This window comes from Mycolicibacterium peregrinum, assembly GCF_001665625.1.
In the GTDB taxonomy this organism is placed as follows: Bacteria; Actinomycetota; Actinomycetes; order Mycobacteriales; family Mycobacteriaceae; genus Mycobacterium; species Mycobacterium peregrinum_B.
The window spans coordinates 1-13,935 of sequence record NZ_LZSY01000168.1 but is presented as its reverse complement, the minus strand read 5'-3'; the positions used below and the strand labels follow the sequence as shown (position 1 = coordinate 13,935).

General features: G+C 65.3%; 24 protein-coding genes. 11 read left to right on the top strand and 13 right to left on the bottom strand.

Annotated features, from left to right (window positions below; translation table 11 throughout):
• Together A5779_RS26260 and lat are read left to right on the top strand one after the other, a co-directional pair.
• Positions 1 to 465: an Lrp/AsnC family transcriptional regulator gene (locus A5779_RS26260; RefSeq protein ID WP_064886653.1), complete on the top strand. Its 465-nt coding sequence runs from the start codon at positions 1 to 3 to the stop codon at positions 463 to 465.
• A gap of 52 nt (positions 466 to 517) precedes the next feature.
• The gene (gene lat, locus A5779_RS26255; protein ID WP_064886652.1) at positions 518 to 1,852 is read left to right on the top strand and encodes an L-lysine 6-transaminase; all 1,335 of its coding nucleotides are present in this window, start codon (positions 518 to 520) and stop codon (positions 1,850 to 1,852) included.
• On the opposite strand, the gene A5779_RS26250 is transcribed toward lat, so the two are convergent.
• Entirely contained in the window at positions 1,849 to 2,412 is a 564-nt protein-coding gene (locus tag A5779_RS26250; RefSeq protein WP_064886651.1) for a restriction endonuclease, read from the bottom strand. The two genes, lat and A5779_RS26250, sit on opposite strands and share 4 nt — an antisense overlap.
• 72 nt (positions 2,413 to 2,484) lie before the next feature.
• Here A5779_RS26250 and A5779_RS26245 point away from each other — a divergent pair, with 72 nt between their 5' ends.
• From A5779_RS26245 to usfY, 3 genes are read left to right on the top strand one after another with little or no spacing between them, the layout of a single operon-like run.
• The gene (locus tag A5779_RS26245) at positions 2,485 to 3,171 is read left to right on the top strand and encodes a PAS and ANTAR domain-containing protein (protein ID WP_064886650.1); all 687 of its coding nucleotides are present in this window, start codon (positions 2,485 to 2,487) and stop codon (positions 3,169 to 3,171) included.
• Between the two features lie 60 nt (positions 3,172 to 3,231).
• Positions 3,232 to 3,849, top strand: coding sequence for a flavodoxin family protein (locus tag A5779_RS26240; protein WP_064886649.1), 618 nt, complete (start codon positions 3,232 to 3,234; stop codon positions 3,847 to 3,849).
• A 12-nt stretch (positions 3,850 to 3,861) separates the two neighbouring features.
• A complete protein-coding gene (gene usfY / locus A5779_RS26235) occupies positions 3,862 to 4,170 on the top strand; it encodes a protein UsfY (protein WP_064886648.1) in 309 nt (102 codons plus the stop codon).
• Positions 4,171 to 4,230: 60 nt separating this feature from the next.
• Here usfY and mbp1 read toward each other — a convergent pair whose 3' ends face one another.
• On the bottom strand, positions 4,231 to 4,473 hold the full coding sequence (gene mbp1 / locus A5779_RS26230; RefSeq protein WP_029107199.1) for a microaggregate-binding protein 1: 243 nt from the start codon (positions 4,471 to 4,473) through the stop codon (positions 4,231 to 4,233).
• A 159-nt stretch (positions 4,474 to 4,632) separates the two neighbouring features.
• On the opposite strand from mbp1, the gene A5779_RS26225 reads away from it, so the two are divergent.
• Together A5779_RS26225 and A5779_RS26220 are read left to right on the top strand one after the other, a co-directional pair.
• Positions 4,633 to 5,310 (top strand): HemK2/MTQ2 family protein methyltransferase, encoded by a 678-nt coding sequence (locus A5779_RS26225; RefSeq protein WP_082941859.1) that lies wholly within the window; start codon positions 4,633 to 4,635, stop codon positions 5,308 to 5,310.
• Positions 5,307 to 5,522 (top strand): CDGSH iron-sulfur domain-containing protein, encoded by a 216-nt coding sequence (locus tag A5779_RS26220; protein ID WP_064886647.1) that lies wholly within the window; start codon positions 5,307 to 5,309, stop codon positions 5,520 to 5,522. The genes A5779_RS26225 and A5779_RS26220 overlap by 4 nt, the downstream gene beginning before the upstream one ends.
• On the opposite strand, the gene A5779_RS26215 is transcribed toward A5779_RS26220, so the two are convergent.
• From A5779_RS26215 to A5779_RS26185, 7 genes are all read right to left on the bottom strand, one after another.
• Positions 5,502 to 6,521, bottom strand: a complete 1,020-nt coding sequence (locus A5779_RS26215) for an iron-containing redox enzyme family protein (RefSeq protein WP_064886669.1) — start codon at positions 6,519 to 6,521, stop codon at positions 5,502 to 5,504. The genes A5779_RS26220 and A5779_RS26215 overlap by 21 nt on opposite strands.
• Before the next feature lie 226 nt (positions 6,522 to 6,747).
• A complete protein-coding gene (locus A5779_RS26210; RefSeq protein ID WP_064886667.1) occupies positions 6,748 to 7,086 on the bottom strand; it encodes a hypothetical protein in 339 nt (112 codons plus the stop codon).
• A complete protein-coding gene (locus tag A5779_RS26205; protein ID WP_064886646.1) occupies positions 7,073 to 7,438 on the bottom strand; it encodes a hypothetical protein in 366 nt (121 codons plus the stop codon). Before A5779_RS26205 ends, A5779_RS26210 begins: the two co-directional genes overlap by 14 nt.
• Positions 7,435 to 8,664, bottom strand: a complete 1,230-nt coding sequence (locus tag A5779_RS26200; protein WP_064886645.1) for an Nramp family divalent metal transporter — start codon at positions 8,662 to 8,664, stop codon at positions 7,435 to 7,437. Before A5779_RS26200 ends, A5779_RS26205 begins: the two co-directional genes overlap by 4 nt.
• Complete coding sequence (locus A5779_RS26195; protein WP_064886644.1) at positions 8,664 to 9,137, bottom strand: hypothetical protein; 474 nt, start codon at positions 9,135 to 9,137, stop codon at positions 8,664 to 8,666. Before A5779_RS26195 ends, A5779_RS26200 begins: the two co-directional genes overlap by 1 nt.
• A gap of 12 nt (positions 9,138 to 9,149) precedes the next feature.
• Complete coding sequence (locus A5779_RS26190; RefSeq protein ID WP_064886643.1) at positions 9,150 to 9,374, bottom strand: hypothetical protein; 225 nt, start codon at positions 9,372 to 9,374, stop codon at positions 9,150 to 9,152.
• Positions 9,375 to 9,423: 49 nt separating this feature from the next.
• Complete coding sequence (locus tag A5779_RS26185) at positions 9,424 to 10,443, bottom strand: DNA topoisomerase IB (RefSeq protein WP_064886642.1); 1,020 nt, start codon at positions 10,441 to 10,443, stop codon at positions 9,424 to 9,426.
• Positions 10,444 to 10,645: 202 nt separating this feature from the next.
• Here A5779_RS26185 and A5779_RS26180 point away from each other — a divergent pair, with 202 nt between their 5' ends.
• Entirely contained in the window at positions 10,646 to 11,011 is a 366-nt protein-coding gene (locus A5779_RS26180) for an anti-sigma factor (protein WP_236734884.1), read from the top strand.
• On the opposite strand, the gene A5779_RS26175 is transcribed toward A5779_RS26180, so the two are convergent.
• The 4 genes from A5779_RS26175 to A5779_RS26160 all read right to left on the bottom strand — a co-directional run bounded on the left by A5779_RS26175 (position 11,005) and on the right by A5779_RS26160 (position 13,063).
• On the bottom strand, positions 11,005 to 11,433 hold the full coding sequence (locus A5779_RS26175; protein ID WP_064886640.1) for an STAS domain-containing protein: 429 nt from the start codon (positions 11,431 to 11,433) through the stop codon (positions 11,005 to 11,007). The genes A5779_RS26180 and A5779_RS26175 overlap by 7 nt on opposite strands.
• Positions 11,434 to 11,634: 201 nt before the next feature.
• Positions 11,635 to 12,261 (bottom strand): maleylpyruvate isomerase family mycothiol-dependent enzyme, encoded by a 627-nt coding sequence (locus A5779_RS26170; protein ID WP_064886639.1) that lies wholly within the window; start codon positions 12,259 to 12,261, stop codon positions 11,635 to 11,637.
• The gene (locus tag A5779_RS26165) at positions 12,258 to 12,746 is read right to left on the bottom strand and encodes an SRPBCC family protein (RefSeq protein ID WP_064886638.1); all 489 of its coding nucleotides are present in this window, start codon (positions 12,744 to 12,746) and stop codon (positions 12,258 to 12,260) included. Before A5779_RS26165 ends, A5779_RS26170 begins: the two co-directional genes overlap by 4 nt.
• Positions 12,743 to 13,063: an ArsR/SmtB family transcription factor gene (locus A5779_RS26160; RefSeq protein ID WP_064886637.1), complete on the bottom strand. Its 321-nt coding sequence runs from the start codon at positions 13,061 to 13,063 to the stop codon at positions 12,743 to 12,745. The genes A5779_RS26165 and A5779_RS26160 overlap by 4 nt, the downstream gene beginning before the upstream one ends.
• A gap of 87 nt (positions 13,064 to 13,150) precedes the next feature.
• On the opposite strand from A5779_RS26160, the gene A5779_RS26155 reads away from it, so the two are divergent.
• From A5779_RS26155 to A5779_RS26150, 3 genes are read left to right on the top strand one after another with little or no spacing between them, the layout of a single operon-like run.
• Entirely contained in the window at positions 13,151 to 13,384 is a 234-nt protein-coding gene (locus A5779_RS26155) for a hypothetical protein (protein WP_055111862.1), read from the top strand.
• Between the two features lie 7 nt (positions 13,385 to 13,391).
• Positions 13,392 to 13,547 (top strand): hypothetical protein, encoded by a 156-nt coding sequence (locus A5779_RS33690; RefSeq protein ID WP_088304566.1) that lies wholly within the window; start codon positions 13,392 to 13,394, stop codon positions 13,545 to 13,547.
• Positions 13,548 to 13,563: 16 nt separating this feature from the next.
• Positions 13,564 to 13,821: a DUF7218 family protein gene (locus tag A5779_RS26150; protein ID WP_064886636.1), complete on the top strand. Its 258-nt coding sequence runs from the start codon at positions 13,564 to 13,566 to the stop codon at positions 13,819 to 13,821.
• The last annotated feature ends 114 nt before the right edge of the window (positions 13,822 to 13,935 follow it).

The following is a 13,935-nucleotide window of genomic DNA, read 5'->3' as shown; positions in this document are numbered from 1 at the left end:
ATGGGTGAAGCCGACGAGCACGCGCTGGACGACACCGACCGGACGCTCGTCCGCGCGCTGGTGGCCGACGGCAGGGCCACACTGGCGCAGCTGGCGGCAGTGGCCGGATTGTCGGTCTCGGCGGTGCAGGCGCGGGTGCGCCGGTTGGAGTCGCGGGGCGTGGTGACCGGATACACGGCGCGGCTCAACCCGGAGGCGCTGGGCAACATGCTCTCGGCGTTCGTCGCCATCACCCCTCTCGATCCGTCCCAACCCGATGATGCACCCGCCCGGTTGCAGCACATCCCCGAAATCGAATCGTGCCACTCGGTCGCCGGTGACGAGAGCTACATCCTGCTGGTCCGGGTGGCCTCGGCGCGGGCGTTGGAGGACCTGCTCCAGCGGATCAGGACCGCTGCCAACGTCCGCACGCGCAGCACGATCATCTTGCAGACATTTTACAGCGGTCGGGACTATGTTCCGTAACAGTTACGGTCTACGCCGATATTTGCCGTAAAGATTCCGCTAAGATGGTGTCATGACTGCAGTGTTGACACCTACGCCGCAGGTAACGCCTGACCGGGTACGAGCCGTCCTGGCCCGCAGCATCCTGACCGATGGCTTCGATTTCGTCCTCGACCTCGACCGCTCCCAAGGCTCCTACCTGGTCGATGCGCGTACCGGCGCCCGCTTCCTGGACATGTTCACCTTCTTTGCCTCGTCGGCGCTCGGGATGAACCATCCGGCGCTGGCCGACGACGAACACTTCCTGGCCGAGTTGGCGCGGGCCGCGGTGAACAAGCCCAGCAATTCCGACGTCTACAGCGTGCCGCTGGCCCGCTTCGTCGACGCCTTCCGCCGGGTCCTCGGGGACGCAGACCTCCCGCATCTGTTCTTCGTCGATGGCGGAGCGCTGGCGGTCGAGAATGCCCTCAAGGTGGCGTTCGACTGGAAGAGCCGGCACAACGAGGCCCGCGGGATCGACCCGGCCCTCGGTACCAAGGTGCTGCATCTGCGCGGAGCATTTCATGGCCGCAGCGGATACACGATGTCGCTGACCAACACCGACCCGGTCAAGGTGGCTCGCTTCCCCAAGTTCGACTGGCCCCGTATCGACGCCCCGTACCTGCGGCCCGGGGTGGATATTGCTGCGGCCGAAGCTGATTCGCTACGGCAGGCGAGGGCGGCCTTCGAGGCCGATCCGTACGACATCGCCTGCTTCATCGCCGAGCCGATCCAGGGTGAGGGTGGTGACCGACACATGCGGCCGCAGTTCTTCGCCGCGATGCGGGAGCTGTGCGACGAATTCGACGCCCTTCTGGTCTTCGACGAGGTGCAGACCGGGTGTGGTATCACCGGAACGGCCTGGGCCTACCAGCAATTGGGAGTCGCCCCGGATGTCGTCGCGTTCGGGAAGAAAACCCAGGTGTGCGGCGTGATGGCGGGCCGGCGGGTCGACGAGGTCGTCGACAACGTGTTCACCGTCAGCTCGCGGATCAACTCCACCTGGGGCGGAAACCTGGTCGACATGGTGCGTTCACGCCGTATCCTGGAGGTCATCGAGTCCGACAAACTGTTGCGCAACGCCGCGCTGATCGGCGACTACCTTCTCGGCCAGCTGCGAGGGTTGGCAGTGGATTTCGCCGATACCGTACTCGATCCCAGAGGACGTGGCCTGATGTGTGCGTTCAGCCTGCCCTCGACCGCCGCCCGCGACGAGCTGGTCCGTCGGTTGTGGAGCAGCCACGTCATGATGCTGCCGAGCGGTACCGACTCGGTGCGGTTCCGCCCGGCGCTTACCGTCACGCGTACCGAGATCGACGCCTGCCTCGAAGCGGTCCGGGCTGCGCTGAGATCGCCACTGGCGGGCTAGGGCGCACTCTCCGCCGCCGCCGCGCGGCGCAGGATCGACTTGAGCCTGGGCAACTCGGCCCCGCTCACCAACTCGCACCCGTGAAGTTCGGCGAGTTTGCGTGCAGCCGGGGTGAATTCGTTGTTGGTGACCACCATGGTCCTGGCGCAGTCCTGCATCGGAGCGCCCGCGACGACCTCCTGAACGGCTCCGGCCCCCACCGGACGCGACAGGCGTTTGCACTGCACAGCAATCCGATTCGGCCGGCGACCGACGATCAGATCCACCCCCCAGTCGCCGGTGAGAGGGGTCATGATGACCGGCAACCCGGCGCTGCGAGCCACCTGGGCCACGCGGTCCTCGAACTCCAGCCCGGTCATCTGGGTGGCGGTCTGTTCACGGGCGCTGGGTATGCGCGCACCATGGAAGGCCCCCGCCACGAACCGCGGCGTGGCCCCCAAGACCAGCGGCACCAAGAGGCCGATGACCAGGCTCCATGCCGCGTCGACCCCGGCCAGATGACTCGCAATCGCCGCTGCGCCCCCGGCTGCGATGAAGAGCTTGATCCGAAGCCGTCTCACAGCGCCGAATGTAGACGTCACCTGTGACAATCAAGTGAGGCGCCATGTGCCTGGCGAGTTATTCTCAACCTCGTGACGAGTGACGCGGCCGAGGGGAACCCCAAGTCGCCGATTGAGCATGCCTTTGCCGGCGGCGAGGCGCAGCGGGTCGGTTGGTTCCGGTTCTACTTCGCCGATGAACGCTGGGAATGGTCGCCCCAGGTAGAGCGGATGCACGGGTATGAACCGGGCACCGCGAACCCGACGACCGAGGTGGTGCTGTCCCACAAGCACCCCGAGGACTACGGGCAGGTGGCCGCCACCCTGCTCGAGATGCGGCGCACCTCGGGTGCGTTCAGCACCCGTCACCGGATCATCGATACGGCAGGCGACGTCCACCAGGTTGTCGTTGTCGGCGATCAGCTCTTCGACGACACCGGTGCGGTCATCGGCACGCACGGTTTCTACGTCGACGTCTCACCCTCGATCGCGCAGGCCCAGCAACAGGCGGTCACCGAGGTGGTCGCGGAGATCGCCGAGGCCCGTGGTGCGATCGAGCAGGCCAAAGGCATGTTGATGCTGATCTACCGCCTCGACGAAGATGCGGCGTTCGAGCTGCTGAAATGGCGGTCGCAGGAAACCAATGTCAAGCTGCGCCTGCTGGCCGAGCAGCTGGCGCAGGATTTTCTGGCGCTCGACTACTCCGAGACCCTTCCGAGCCGCGTGGTGTTCGACCGATTGCTGCTCACCGCCCACCAGCGGATCCGCTCAGAGGTTTAGCCCGACCCCGTCCTGGGAAGACTCCCGGCGCTGATCCGAAGCGAACTGGGAGAGGGACGAATGACCGCGCCGAACCTGACTGCGCTGGCTTTGGTCTGCAGTCTCAAGCGTCGGCCGGCCGAGTCCAGCAGCGAGCTGATCGCCGATCAGGTCCGCGAGAACCTCGGTGTGCTGGGAGTCGACACCGAGTCGGTGCGGTGCGCCGACTTCATCATCGAGCCCGGCGTCGAAGCGGATATGGGTGGCGACGACCAGTGGCCCGAGATCCGCAGGAAGATTCTCGACGCCGACATCCTGCTGCTGTCGACACCGGTATGGCTCGGGCATCCATCGAGCATCACGCAGCGCGTTCTGGAGCGGCTGGACGCCGAGTTGTCCAACACCGACGATGCGGGCAGGCCGGTGTTGGCGGGCAAGGTGGCGCTGGTTTCGGTGGTCGGCAACGAGGACGGCGCGCACAAGACCGTGGCCGACCTCTTCCAGGCGCTCAACGACATCGGCTACACCATTCCGGCCCAGGGCTGTACCTACTGGAACGGCGAGGCCATGCACGGCACCGATTACCTGGATCTCGACGAGGTGCCCGATCCGGTCGCCGACGCAACCGCCGCGGCCGCGCGCAACGCAGCGCACCTGGCCGGACTGCTCAAGCTCGGCCAGTACCCGCGTTACGAGTGAGAGGGAGAAACGATGAAAGGTCCTGACGACCCCGTCGACCACACCAGGACAACCCGGCCCCATGCCGGCGAGTCGATGAAAGACAATCGCAACATGCCCGCGCTGATCCTGGTCGGCCTGGGTCTGGTGATGTTCGTCGCCTGCCTGGTCGGGTTCGCGACCGGTAACACCGGGGTTGCGGTGGTGCTCGCGATCCTGGCGGCCGTGGGGCTGCTGGGTGGTGGTCTGTGGCTGCTAATCGCTCACCAGCGCGTGCGGCGCCTCGAAGAACGTTGGTACGCAGAGCATCCCGATGTGATCAGGCAATCGCCGAACAGCTGACGTGAATAAACGAGATGGCCCAGCCGCCATTGGCTGGGCCATCTCTTCAATCAGGCCGGGCTAGGGACGCTGGCTCGCCTGCTCACGCTTTTCGGCGGCCTTCGCGCCTGCCCGAGCCGATTCGGCTTCGGCTTCCTTCTTGGCGGCGTCTTGCTGGGCGTCGGCCTTGTCCTGCTGGGCCTTACCCTCGCGCACAAGATCTTCGCGGCCGGTCACGGTGCCGACAGCTTCCTTGGCCTTACCCTTGACGTCCTCGACGACGCCCTTGATGCCTTCTTCAGGTCCTGAGTTCTTCTCGGTCATGCTCTACCTTTCCGCTTCAGGAGTGGATTGGTGTTTACTACGCGGCTTCTCCACGCACACCTTGGATTCCCTGATGCGCAGGCACTAAACGTGAAGTGCCGGATCGTGGCGTTGGCGACAAGCGAGTTTGCCTGGCGCCCGGATGGGTACCGAATAGGGGTGATCTCCGGAAGCATCGCTGTTGGCGCCGAGAACGTTTATCGCCCGCAGCAGGACTCACGGCTGCTCATCGATGCCCTCACCGGCAACGATGAGGTGGCCGGCCGCCGAGTGGTGGACCTTTGCGCCGGGAGCGGGGTGGTTGCCGTTGCCGCGGCCGAGCTGGGCGCCAGTGAGGTTACTGCGCTGGATATTTCGCCGAGCGCGGTGCGATGTACCCAGGCCAACGCATTGGCTGCACAGGTCGATGTCGACGCCAGGCTCGGCTCGTGGACTCAGGCGCTGGAACACGAACCGTTCGACATCGTGGTGTGCAACCCGCCCTACGTTCCGGTGGCGCCGGAAACCTCTGCCGGAGTGATTGTGTCGACCGGCCCGATGGCCTCATGGAACGGCGGTCCGGACGGTCGGCTGATACTCGACCCGCTGTGCCGCGCGGCTGCCGAAATGCTGGCGGAAGGCGGATCTTTGTACCTCGTCCAATCCGAGTTTGCCGATGTCGCGGAGTCGGTGAGGCTGTTGCGGGCAGGTGGGCTGAACGTGGACGTCTATGTCACCCAACGAATTCCGTTCGGGCCGGTGCTGCACTCACAAGCTACTTGGCTTCGAGACACCGGACGCTTGACCGATGACAGGACCGAAGAGGACCTGGTCGTCATCCGGGCGGACAAGCCATGACCGAGCGACGGGCCGTGCGGGTGGTCCAGGGTGGGCCGATCCTCGTCGAGGGGCCGGTTCGAATCGAGCTGCCCGACGGGAGCACCGTCGACTCCGATCGGTTCATGGTGGCCATCTGTACGTGTCGACGGTCCAAGACCTATCCGTTGTGTGACACCAGCCACCGCAAGGTCAAGCGATCCTGCCAAAACTCAGGAAAGCGGCCGGCATAGCGAACTACGTTCGGCCAGCCAGCATTTCATCAGGTGATCGGCCAACCTGTCCTCCATGGCGGCGAACGCCCGCATCCCGAACACCACGTCGCAGTCGAGTTCTGGTTCGCGCCGGACCAGATCGCCCACCACGTCGTGGCGGACGACCTGCTCGTGTACCGCGTCGGCTTCGACGTGCTCGCGGTAGAACCGGACACACGCCTCGGGCGCCTCGAGTCGCTCCAACGCGGTCACCAGGCGCTGTGATCCCGGTGAGGAGGTGATCTCGGTGGCCGCGAAATGCCCCGCGGCGGCGCCACGTAGTCGTCGATGCAGGCCGAACATGGACATCAGATTGACCAACGCGAGGCTTTCGGCCGGTACCGCGTCGAGATAGCCGAGGTAGGCGTCGTCCAACTCGGCCTCTTTCAACAGGTCGGCGAACAGGTTCTGGTGGATGCGGTCCGACGAGCCTGCGCCGTATTCGTCGTATTCGACGGCGACGAAGGCGGCCTTCGCCTGTCCGCTGAGGCGGGGGATCAGCCAGGCGTGCGGATCACCCTCTTTGAGGTGGTACACCGACCGGTGCACGAAGTACTCGCGCATCTGTTCCCACGTGCCCGCATCGCGAAGGTGATAGGACGGGCCGGTTCCGTCACGGGGCTCGACCGACAGGCGCGCCATCTCCCGATCGGCAGTGTCGTCGGGGTCGATTCTGCCGACCTCGCGTCGGACCGCCGCGAGAAAGCTCCGTTCGAACTGCGAGCGCAGGTGCAACAGTCCGGCGTTCCACTCCCAGTCCTGATCGACACCGGAGAATCCGCGGTAGTGCAGTTCGTAACAGAGATACAGCGACAGTTGCACATCCAGCCCGAGCGGGTCCGAATCGCGCAGCGGGATCCAGACCGGTTCCAGGTGGTTGTGTGGCGCGCGATCGCCGAGCCTGTCGATCAGCGCGGCGGAGATGGGGCCCTTCGCGGGCGGAAGCCCCGGTTGCGGAGCGGTGAGGAACGTCGTCATGGCGGTTGAGGAATGCCCGTCCATGGCCTCTGGTAAACCGGCCTGGCGGTTTGTCCGGGTACTTGCCCGGGTATACCGCAACCTGTTGGAGTCGAGGTGAGAAACATGGCCAGACCAGCACCGTCCGTTTTCGAGCGGATCGCCGATGTCATCGAGCGCGAGCAGCGGCAGGCTCTCAGTGAGTACGCCCTGACCGAATTACTGTGGCACCGCCACGGCGATGGGGCTACTGACTCTGCAGGGTCGGCGAGCGTCGGCTGTAGCCGACGCGCAGCGTGACGTGGTTGGACCCGACCCGGGCCACGTCTTCCCATGCCGCCAGAAAAGTGCCTCGGTGGCGCCATGCGGCGATGGTTGCGATGAGGGCCGGGGCGTTGATGGCCGTGCGCTCGTAACCCAGGTATGACGAGCGAGTACGGGGGCTGACGACCAGGCCGACGAGTTCGGTGCGGCCGGAGTGCTGCGCGTCCTCGTCCGCGAATTTGAGCCGCACGTCGATCACGGTGCCGAGGGGGTGATGGCCGGCATCCAGCACGCGGAGCCCGAGCAGGTTACTCAGCTGCATGGCGCCCTCCCGGTATACGGGCGACGATGTGGTCGCGCAGCCAACGCTCTACCCAGTCCGCGTCCGCCGGAAGTTCGGAGGCTGTCAGTTGCACGGTCACGCCGACCGAAGCCACCTCGTCCCAAGGGATTTCGTGCAACATCGATCGCGGCGGCGCGCCGCCGAGGATCCGGGTCATCACCACCTGCCCGGACAGGATCGCGCTGACGTGTGGTGGCGGGCTGCCTGGTTCGATAACCACATCGGCCTCGATGCCGTCGAGTTCGAGGTCGTCGACGATGCCGACCGGCGCGCCGTTGTCGTCGAGTATCTGCCGGTCCAACAGGTGCAGGCGGGCGTCGACGATTCTCATTGGCCTGCCCCGGTCACGATCATCAGCGGAATGGCCGCCAGCGAGGCCGCCACGATTATCACCAGGTACACCGACCCGAACATGTTGAGCAACCTTCCGTTCGTCTTGTCACCCATGTATTCCGGATCGTTGGCCACGATGAGGATGGGCAGGTAGGTCAGGGGGAGGGCGATAGCCGAGAACACCACCGAGTACTCGGTGACCATGACCGGGTCGACGCCGGTGAACAGGACGGCAGCGCCGACGACGATGCTCACGAACATCACGACGTGGAAGCGGGATGCCTCGGCCGGACGGCGGAACTTGCCCCAGGGCCACCCCAAGAACTGCGCCAGCGTGTAGCCACTGGACAGTGTGGTCTCAAGGGCCGCACCGAATGTGGCCGCCACGATGCCGATGATCGCGAACGCCAGGGCCAGCTTGCCGCCGGCCTCGACGACGGGCATCACCACCTGAGACAGTGACGTCACCTCGATCTGGTTCGGCAGCAGCACCAGCGTCGCGCACGCGGCGATGGCTACCGAAAGGATCCCGCCGAGCGGGAATCCGACCAGGACATTGAGGCGTGAGACCCCGAGATCCTTTGTCTTCCAATGCTCTTCTACGGCACCGGAGGAGAAGAAAAACACCTCGTACGGTGTCATCGCGGCGCCGAACAGTGCGATGGCGTAGTACCAGTACGTGGCGGACGATTCGGATTCGGGAATCACCGGTTGCGCGACCTGATGGGCGAGCTCACCCCAATGCGGTTGCAGGGCAAAGACGGCGACGGCGAACACGATCAGACACAGCCCCGCCAGACCCGCGGTGTTCTCCATGACCGAGAACTTGACCCGCCAGACCACCAGCCACACGGCCACGGCTGCCACCGGTATCCAGAGCATCCGCCCGACGTCGGTGGCAAGTTGCAGGGCCAGTGCCACACCACCGATCTCGGCGGTCAGCGTCATCAGGTTGATCAGAAACGATGCGCTCAGGTTGGCCGCGGCGGTGCGCGGGCCCAGGCGTTCCCGGATGATCTCGAACGTGGCTCGCCCGCTGACCGCTGCGACCCGGCCCGCCATCTGGGCGAACAAACAGATGCCGACGACGCCCACCAGCACGACCCATACGAGCGCGAGACCGAACCGCGAACCGACCACGGCGTTGGTCACCAGGTCGCCGATGTCGAGGAACCCGCCGATCGCGGTCAGGATCCCCAGCGCTACCGCGAAGAACTTCTTCATCAGCGGTACCTGGCTTCCAGCGCATCGGCCGATTGCAGCAGCTGCGTACGCAACACCGACAACTCTGGATCGGCGGTGATCTCGCGGACCCGCGCCGATGCGGTGTTGAGGTGGCCGATCATCATCGTCATGGCTTCGGTGAGCATTTTCTGGCGGTCGAGATCGACCGGATCGTCGGCTTTGAGGTCAGCAATTCCCTTGTAGGCCTTGACGATCTCGTCTCGCGCATCGGATATCTGGACGCTCACCAGTTGCGGTGTGGACCGGTCACGTGTCCTGAGGTAGAGGGCGTACGCGCCGCTGTGGGCGGCGGCCACCGACTCTTCCATCGCCTGGGCGAGCTGCCCTGACATGCCGTCACGGTTGGCCGGACAGCGGGTCAGCAGCAGACCCAGGGAGATCAGCAGCAGGACGGCAAGCAGCGCCACCCGTATCCGTCGCGGTTTGTCTTCGGGGTCGCCTTCGCCGGCCATGACGCCCTACCCTCAGCCGGGCAGCGTCTCGCCGTCTTCGCGGTCGAACTCGTCGCGGCCCGCGTCGTCGGCGACCACCTCACGTTGTTCCTGCCAGTCGGGTTCTGTCGCCTCCAGCGGCGGGCTGTCCGTATCGGATACCGGGGCTTCGGCGTCGGGCACCGCATCGGTCTGGTCGCGTTGCTGCTCGAGTGCATCGGCGACCGGTACCTCGTCGGGCACGTCTTCGCGGGTCATGCGGCCCGAATACCCCGTGGCCAGTTGATCAAACGCGTCGGGTGTCCGGTCACGCCCGGCGCGCCACCTTCCGGATCAGCCGGGCTGTACTGCGGTCCAGGATCTCCTGGCGTCGGTTGCTGTTCCGCGTGCGGGTAGCGCGGCGGAATCCGGCCGCAATGGTCAACCCGTCCCGATACCCGTCGACTACCCGGGGGTCGACGTAGGCGCTACGGGCGACCGCAGGGGTGTTGCCGAGAGCCTCGGAGACCTCGCGCATCACAGCGGCTTCGACGCGCTTGATCACCTTGTCGTCGACCGGCGGATCCGCGTCCACGAACGCCTCGGCCGCCAGCACTGTGCCATGCCACGTCCGCAGATCCTTCACGGTGTACTCGTCACCGACCATCTCTTTGAAACGCACGTTGAGGTCCTCGGCATGGACCTCGATCCACTCCGACGAGTTGCGGTACGCGAGTAAGCGATCGCCATTGCCCCGGGCGCGCTGCAGCGACCGGACCGCACGTACCACCGCTGGATCTTCCACCACCAGCGTGCGACGTACGCCGCTCTTGGCCGGATAGTCGAATCCGACCGCATCCGGCCGCAGCGTGACGTGTTCGCGCAGCAGCGTCGCGATGCCGAACGAATTGTTCTCCTCGGCATAGTGATCCCCACCGGCCCGGAAGTACCCGAGGTCGAGCAGACGAAGGCCGAGCGCCAGCACGCGATCGCGGGTCAGCCCGCGCCGACGCAGATCACCCGCGATGCCGGTACGCCAGTCGGTCAGCCCGGCTGAGAGCTCAAGCACCCGGTCGAACTTCTCCTCGCTGCGGTCCTGCTGCCATTGGGAGTGGTAGAGGTATTGTCGCCGTCCCGCAACGTCGGTGCCGACGGCCTGGATGTGTCCGTTGGGGTGGGGACATATCCAGACTTTCTTCCACGCGGGCGGAATGACCAGATCCTCGATGCGCTTCAAGGTTGCCGCATCGGTGACGGCAGCACCACCTTCGTCGCGGTAACCGAATCCACGTCCGCGGCGTACTCGGCGAAGCCCCGGACCACCGACGACGCTGCGACGCAGCCTCATCGGGTTCGACACTCTGGTTTAGGGACCGGATGGCGGCGGGTACGCGACATGTATGTCATCGTCTGACTCGGTACCAGGGCCTCGGCTCACTGTGCTGCACGGTCGGCGAATACCCCGCCGGGGATCCGGCCACACGCCCGGAGCGCGCGCCGTTGAACTCCGGGTACCCGCCCGAGCCGACTCGCTGGCCATGGTGAGAACCATGACAGGCTGCCTGGCCGACCATGAAGACCTCGGCAGGAACACCGCGGACGATCTGGCGCTGGCGGTTGATGAAGCGTGTACGGTGCTGATCGGCATCGCCGCTCCAGGGGCTTGTCTGGTACTGGTTGAAGACCCCCGCCTACACGAACTCAACGTCCGCGTGTCGACGGACTGTGACGGCGTCGAAAGCGTCCCTGGCAGTGCCGTCTTGAGCGGCTTCAGCAGACGGGTACTGGAGGCGCTCACCGACCGCGTGGAGACCTTCGTCGACGACGCCGATTTCGAGCGCACCGGCAACCCCAAGCCGACGTTGGGCATCTCGCTGACCGTCCGGCGGCATGGGGCCCCAGCGCGACGTCAGTGATGCACGTTCACCAACTGCAGCTGCTGCGGCTGATCGCGCAGCATCGACAGGGCGGCCGGAAGGTCGTCGGAGACCGGCAGGGCGCAGGCGGGATCGCAGATCCCCAGCACCCGGGCAACGGCCGCGCTGGGAATCAATACCCAGTCGATGCCCTCGCAGGCACACCTCACGTTGAGGGTGTGTAGGCAGGCGAAGCAGCCCGCGCCGAAGAACTCGACTGCGCTGAGGTCGAGGACCAGCTGTCCGCGTGGCCTGCTGTTCCGGATCCCGCAGTCGGTCAGCTCGGTGGCGTTGGACGCGTCCAATTCACCTTGGACGCTGATCACGGAAGTGGCCGGCCACAGCCATTGGGCAAAAAATTGCGCGTGGCTGCAGTCGGTGGAAGATTGCTTCGCCGGCTTCGCGGCGGTGATGGTGGACATCGTGACTCCCTCAGTAGCAATTACTGCGGTCACGTCACTCTTCAGGCTCTGTGGACTCAAAACCCCTGGATACAGGGAGTATCACTACCCTGCACCCGATGACGATTCCGGGGCGGCTGTGAACTCAACCTGAGTTGGACTCTACGCCATAGTGGGCCGGAACAATAGAACTTCAGGGCCGTGGTGCTCGCGGATGACTTGTCAGAGCCGGCTGAGCAGGGTCGCCGCGCCGGGGCCCGTGAGTTCTTCGGCGGCTTGTCTGCGGCCGGTCATGGCCAGCAGCAACGCCTCGCCGGGGCCGGTGACTTCCGGGCCGTCGCCGTGCTCCCATTCGATGTCATTGGCCCGCAACCGGAGTCCTCTGATCCGCCGTCCCGCCCCGAGTCGTGGGTTACCCGGTACCAACGGCAGTATTCGCTGCAACCGCTGCGCGGGCACCACTCGGGGACGGCCGAGTGCGCGGCGAATGTCCTGGTGATGGACGGTGCCGTCGACCAGGCCGATCATGCCGCCGAATCCGGCGGTCAGGCCCTGCGGTCGCAGATGTCGGTGGAGAAACGCGAGCAGTTCGTCGGTGGACATCGCCGAGTACTCGGCGACTCCGACCTCGTTGGCACGCACGATCCGTCCCTTTGTGAAGCGTTTCACCAACCCTGCGAGGTTGAGCTCCTCATAGCTGATGACGTGTGCAACAACGTCTTTCACGGTCCATCCGGCGCACAATGACTCGGTGCGCCATTGCTCGGGCGTCAGGGTGGCCAGGAATTCGGCGAGGTCGGTTCGCTCTGCGCAGGCCAGGTCCATGAGCGACGGTTCGTCGGTGCTCATCGTGATCCCTCCCGGGTGACCAGGTCGAGGAAGCGTCCCAGGTACAGCGGCCATCCGGCGTCGCCGCCTACCCCGCCGGCCACCGCCCGCCAGTCGTCGCCATGGCGCTCGAGATGTCGGTGCTCCAACTCGACCCGGGTGCGATCGTTGCCTTCGGCGATGAAGCGGACTTCCACCTCGCTCGTCCGATCCGGGTTGGATTCGAGGCGCCACGTCGGTCCGATGTCCCAGGAGAAGACGATGCGGGTGGGCGGCTCGTAGACCAGGACTCGCGCCCACTCACATCGGCTGCCGTCGGTCCCGACGTCGTAGATCTTGCCTCCGACGCGGGGTTCGAAGACGGTCTGCGCGATCGGAACCGAGAGCAGATTGTGTTCGCGGGGCTTGATCGCATCGAATCGATCGACGAACAGGGTGAACGCCCGTTCCACTTTTGTGTCGACGACGACACTCTTGCGGATGGGCTCGACTTCTGCGGGTGTCATTTCGACTCTCCCTCCTGCTCGACGATGTTCCGGTAGGCGTCCAGCGCCTGGCCCCAGAAGGTGTCCAACTCGGCGCGCAGGGCCGCGACACCCTCAGGATTGACGTGGTAGAGGCGACGGGTTCCGACGGCTCGATCCGTCACCAGCCCAGCGCATTTCAGAACCTTCAGATGCTGTGAGACCGCCGGCCGGCTGACCGGGAGGTCGCGGGCCAATTCGCCCACCGCCATCGGCCCCGAAGCCAACCTCCTGACGATGGCCCGCCGGGTGCCGTCGGCCAGGGCGGCCCACGGATCTGCCGACGGGTAAGTCGTCACGAACGGTAAGTCTACGCTTACCGATGAGCGGAATCGACCCGGTTGCCTCAAGTTTGACCCGCGCGTCAGCGGGGTACTTCGCATGTCATGAGACTTGGTGGATTGTTTGGAACACTCGTGCTCATCTGGCTGATCATCGGCGTGGTCGCAGCCTGGCAGCGCGATTATTTCCATGGTGGATCAACGAACTGCGCGACTGCGGGCGCGATAGCGCTCACGGTCATCGCCGGTCCGCTCAACTACGCGGGCGTAAATCCGAAGGTGGACGAATGCCGTTTGCCCCAACCCAGCGCGATGGCCCCCATCGCCGCCGTGAATTGAGGTCGCCATGATTCTGCTCGGAGCGATTCTGCTCATCCTCGGCCTGATCTTCAACATCTACCTGCTCTGGGTGGTCGGCGTGATCCTGCTGGTCATCGGCGGCGTGTTCTGGCTGCTCGGAGCCATCGGCCGGCCGGTTGCCGGGCGGCGAAGCTGGTACTGAGAAAGGGAGACGCACGATGCCGAATCCGTCGATCAAGGACGAGAAGCTCTACGAGGAGCTGCGCGACGAGGGCAACTCGAAGGAGAAGGCCGCGCGTATCTCGAACGCTGCTGCCGCCAAGGGACGTTCGAGTGTCGGACGGGCCGGCGGCGAGTCGGGTTCCTATGACGACTGGACGGTCGATCATCTGCGAAAGCGAGCCAAAGAGCTTGGCATCAAAGGATATTCCGACAAGAACAAGCGCGAGCTGATCGGGATGCTCCGCAATCACTGACCTGACCCACCGCGGAACGACCCGGCCCCGACGGGTGCCGTCGGGGCCGGGTCGTTCGCGCAGCGCACGGGGTTCTGTAACTGCAGAAGGCGTTCATGCTGGTTTTGTCGCCAG

Coding starts and splice junctions, on each gene's coding strand:
- A5779_RS26260 (WP_064886653.1), top strand. CDS start 1: ATGGGTGAAGCCGACGAGCACGCGCTGGACGACACCGACCGGACGCTC.
- lat (WP_064886652.1), top strand. CDS start 518: ATGACTGCAGTGTTGACACCTACGCCGCAGGTAACGCCTGACCGGGTA.
- A5779_RS26240 (WP_064886649.1), top strand. CDS start 3,232: ATGACCGCGCCGAACCTGACTGCGCTGGCTTTGGTCTGCAGTCTCAAG.
- usfY (WP_064886648.1), top strand. CDS start 3,862: ATGAAAGGTCCTGACGACCCCGTCGACCACACCAGGACAACCCGGCCC.
- mbp1 (WP_029107199.1), bottom strand. CDS start 4,473: ATGACCGAGAAGAACTCAGGACCTGAAGAAGGCATCAAGGGCGTCGTC.
- A5779_RS26220 (WP_064886647.1), top strand. CDS start 5,307: ATGACCGAGCGACGGGCCGTGCGGGTGGTCCAGGGTGGGCCGATCCTC.
- A5779_RS26215 (WP_064886669.1), bottom strand. CDS start 6,521: ATGACGACGTTCCTCACCGCTCCGCAACCGGGGCTTCCGCCCGCGAAG.
- A5779_RS26210 (WP_064886667.1), bottom strand. CDS start 7,086: ATGCAGCTGAGTAACCTGCTCGGGCTCCGCGTGCTGGATGCCGGCCAT.
- A5779_RS26205 (WP_064886646.1), bottom strand. CDS start 7,438: ATGAGAATCGTCGACGCCCGCCTGCACCTGTTGGACCGGCAGATACTC.
- A5779_RS26200 (WP_064886645.1), bottom strand. CDS start 8,664: ATGAAGAAGTTCTTCGCGGTAGCGCTGGGGATCCTGACCGCGATCGGC.
- A5779_RS26195 (WP_064886644.1), bottom strand. CDS start 9,137: ATGGCCGGCGAAGGCGACCCCGAAGACAAACCGCGACGGATACGGGTG.
- A5779_RS26190 (WP_064886643.1), bottom strand. CDS start 9,374: ATGACCCGCGAAGACGTGCCCGACGAGGTACCGGTCGCCGATGCACTC.
- A5779_RS26185 (WP_064886642.1), bottom strand. CDS start 10,443: ATGAGGCTGCGTCGCAGCGTCGTCGGTGGTCCGGGGCTTCGCCGAGTA.
- A5779_RS26180 (WP_236734884.1), top strand. CDS start 10,646: ATGACAGGCTGCCTGGCCGACCATGAAGACCTCGGCAGGAACACCGCG.
- A5779_RS26175 (WP_064886640.1), bottom strand. CDS start 11,433: ATGTCCACCATCACCGCCGCGAAGCCGGCGAAGCAATCTTCCACCGAC.
- A5779_RS26170 (WP_064886639.1), bottom strand. CDS start 12,261: ATGAGCACCGACGAACCGTCGCTCATGGACCTGGCCTGCGCAGAGCGA.
- A5779_RS26165 (WP_064886638.1), bottom strand. CDS start 12,746: ATGACACCCGCAGAAGTCGAGCCCATCCGCAAGAGTGTCGTCGTCGAC.
- A5779_RS26155 (WP_055111862.1), top strand. CDS start 13,151: ATGAGACTTGGTGGATTGTTTGGAACACTCGTGCTCATCTGGCTGATC.
- A5779_RS33690 (WP_088304566.1), top strand. CDS start 13,392: ATGATTCTGCTCGGAGCGATTCTGCTCATCCTCGGCCTGATCTTCAAC.
- A5779_RS26150 (WP_064886636.1), top strand. CDS start 13,564: ATGCCGAATCCGTCGATCAAGGACGAGAAGCTCTACGAGGAGCTGCGC.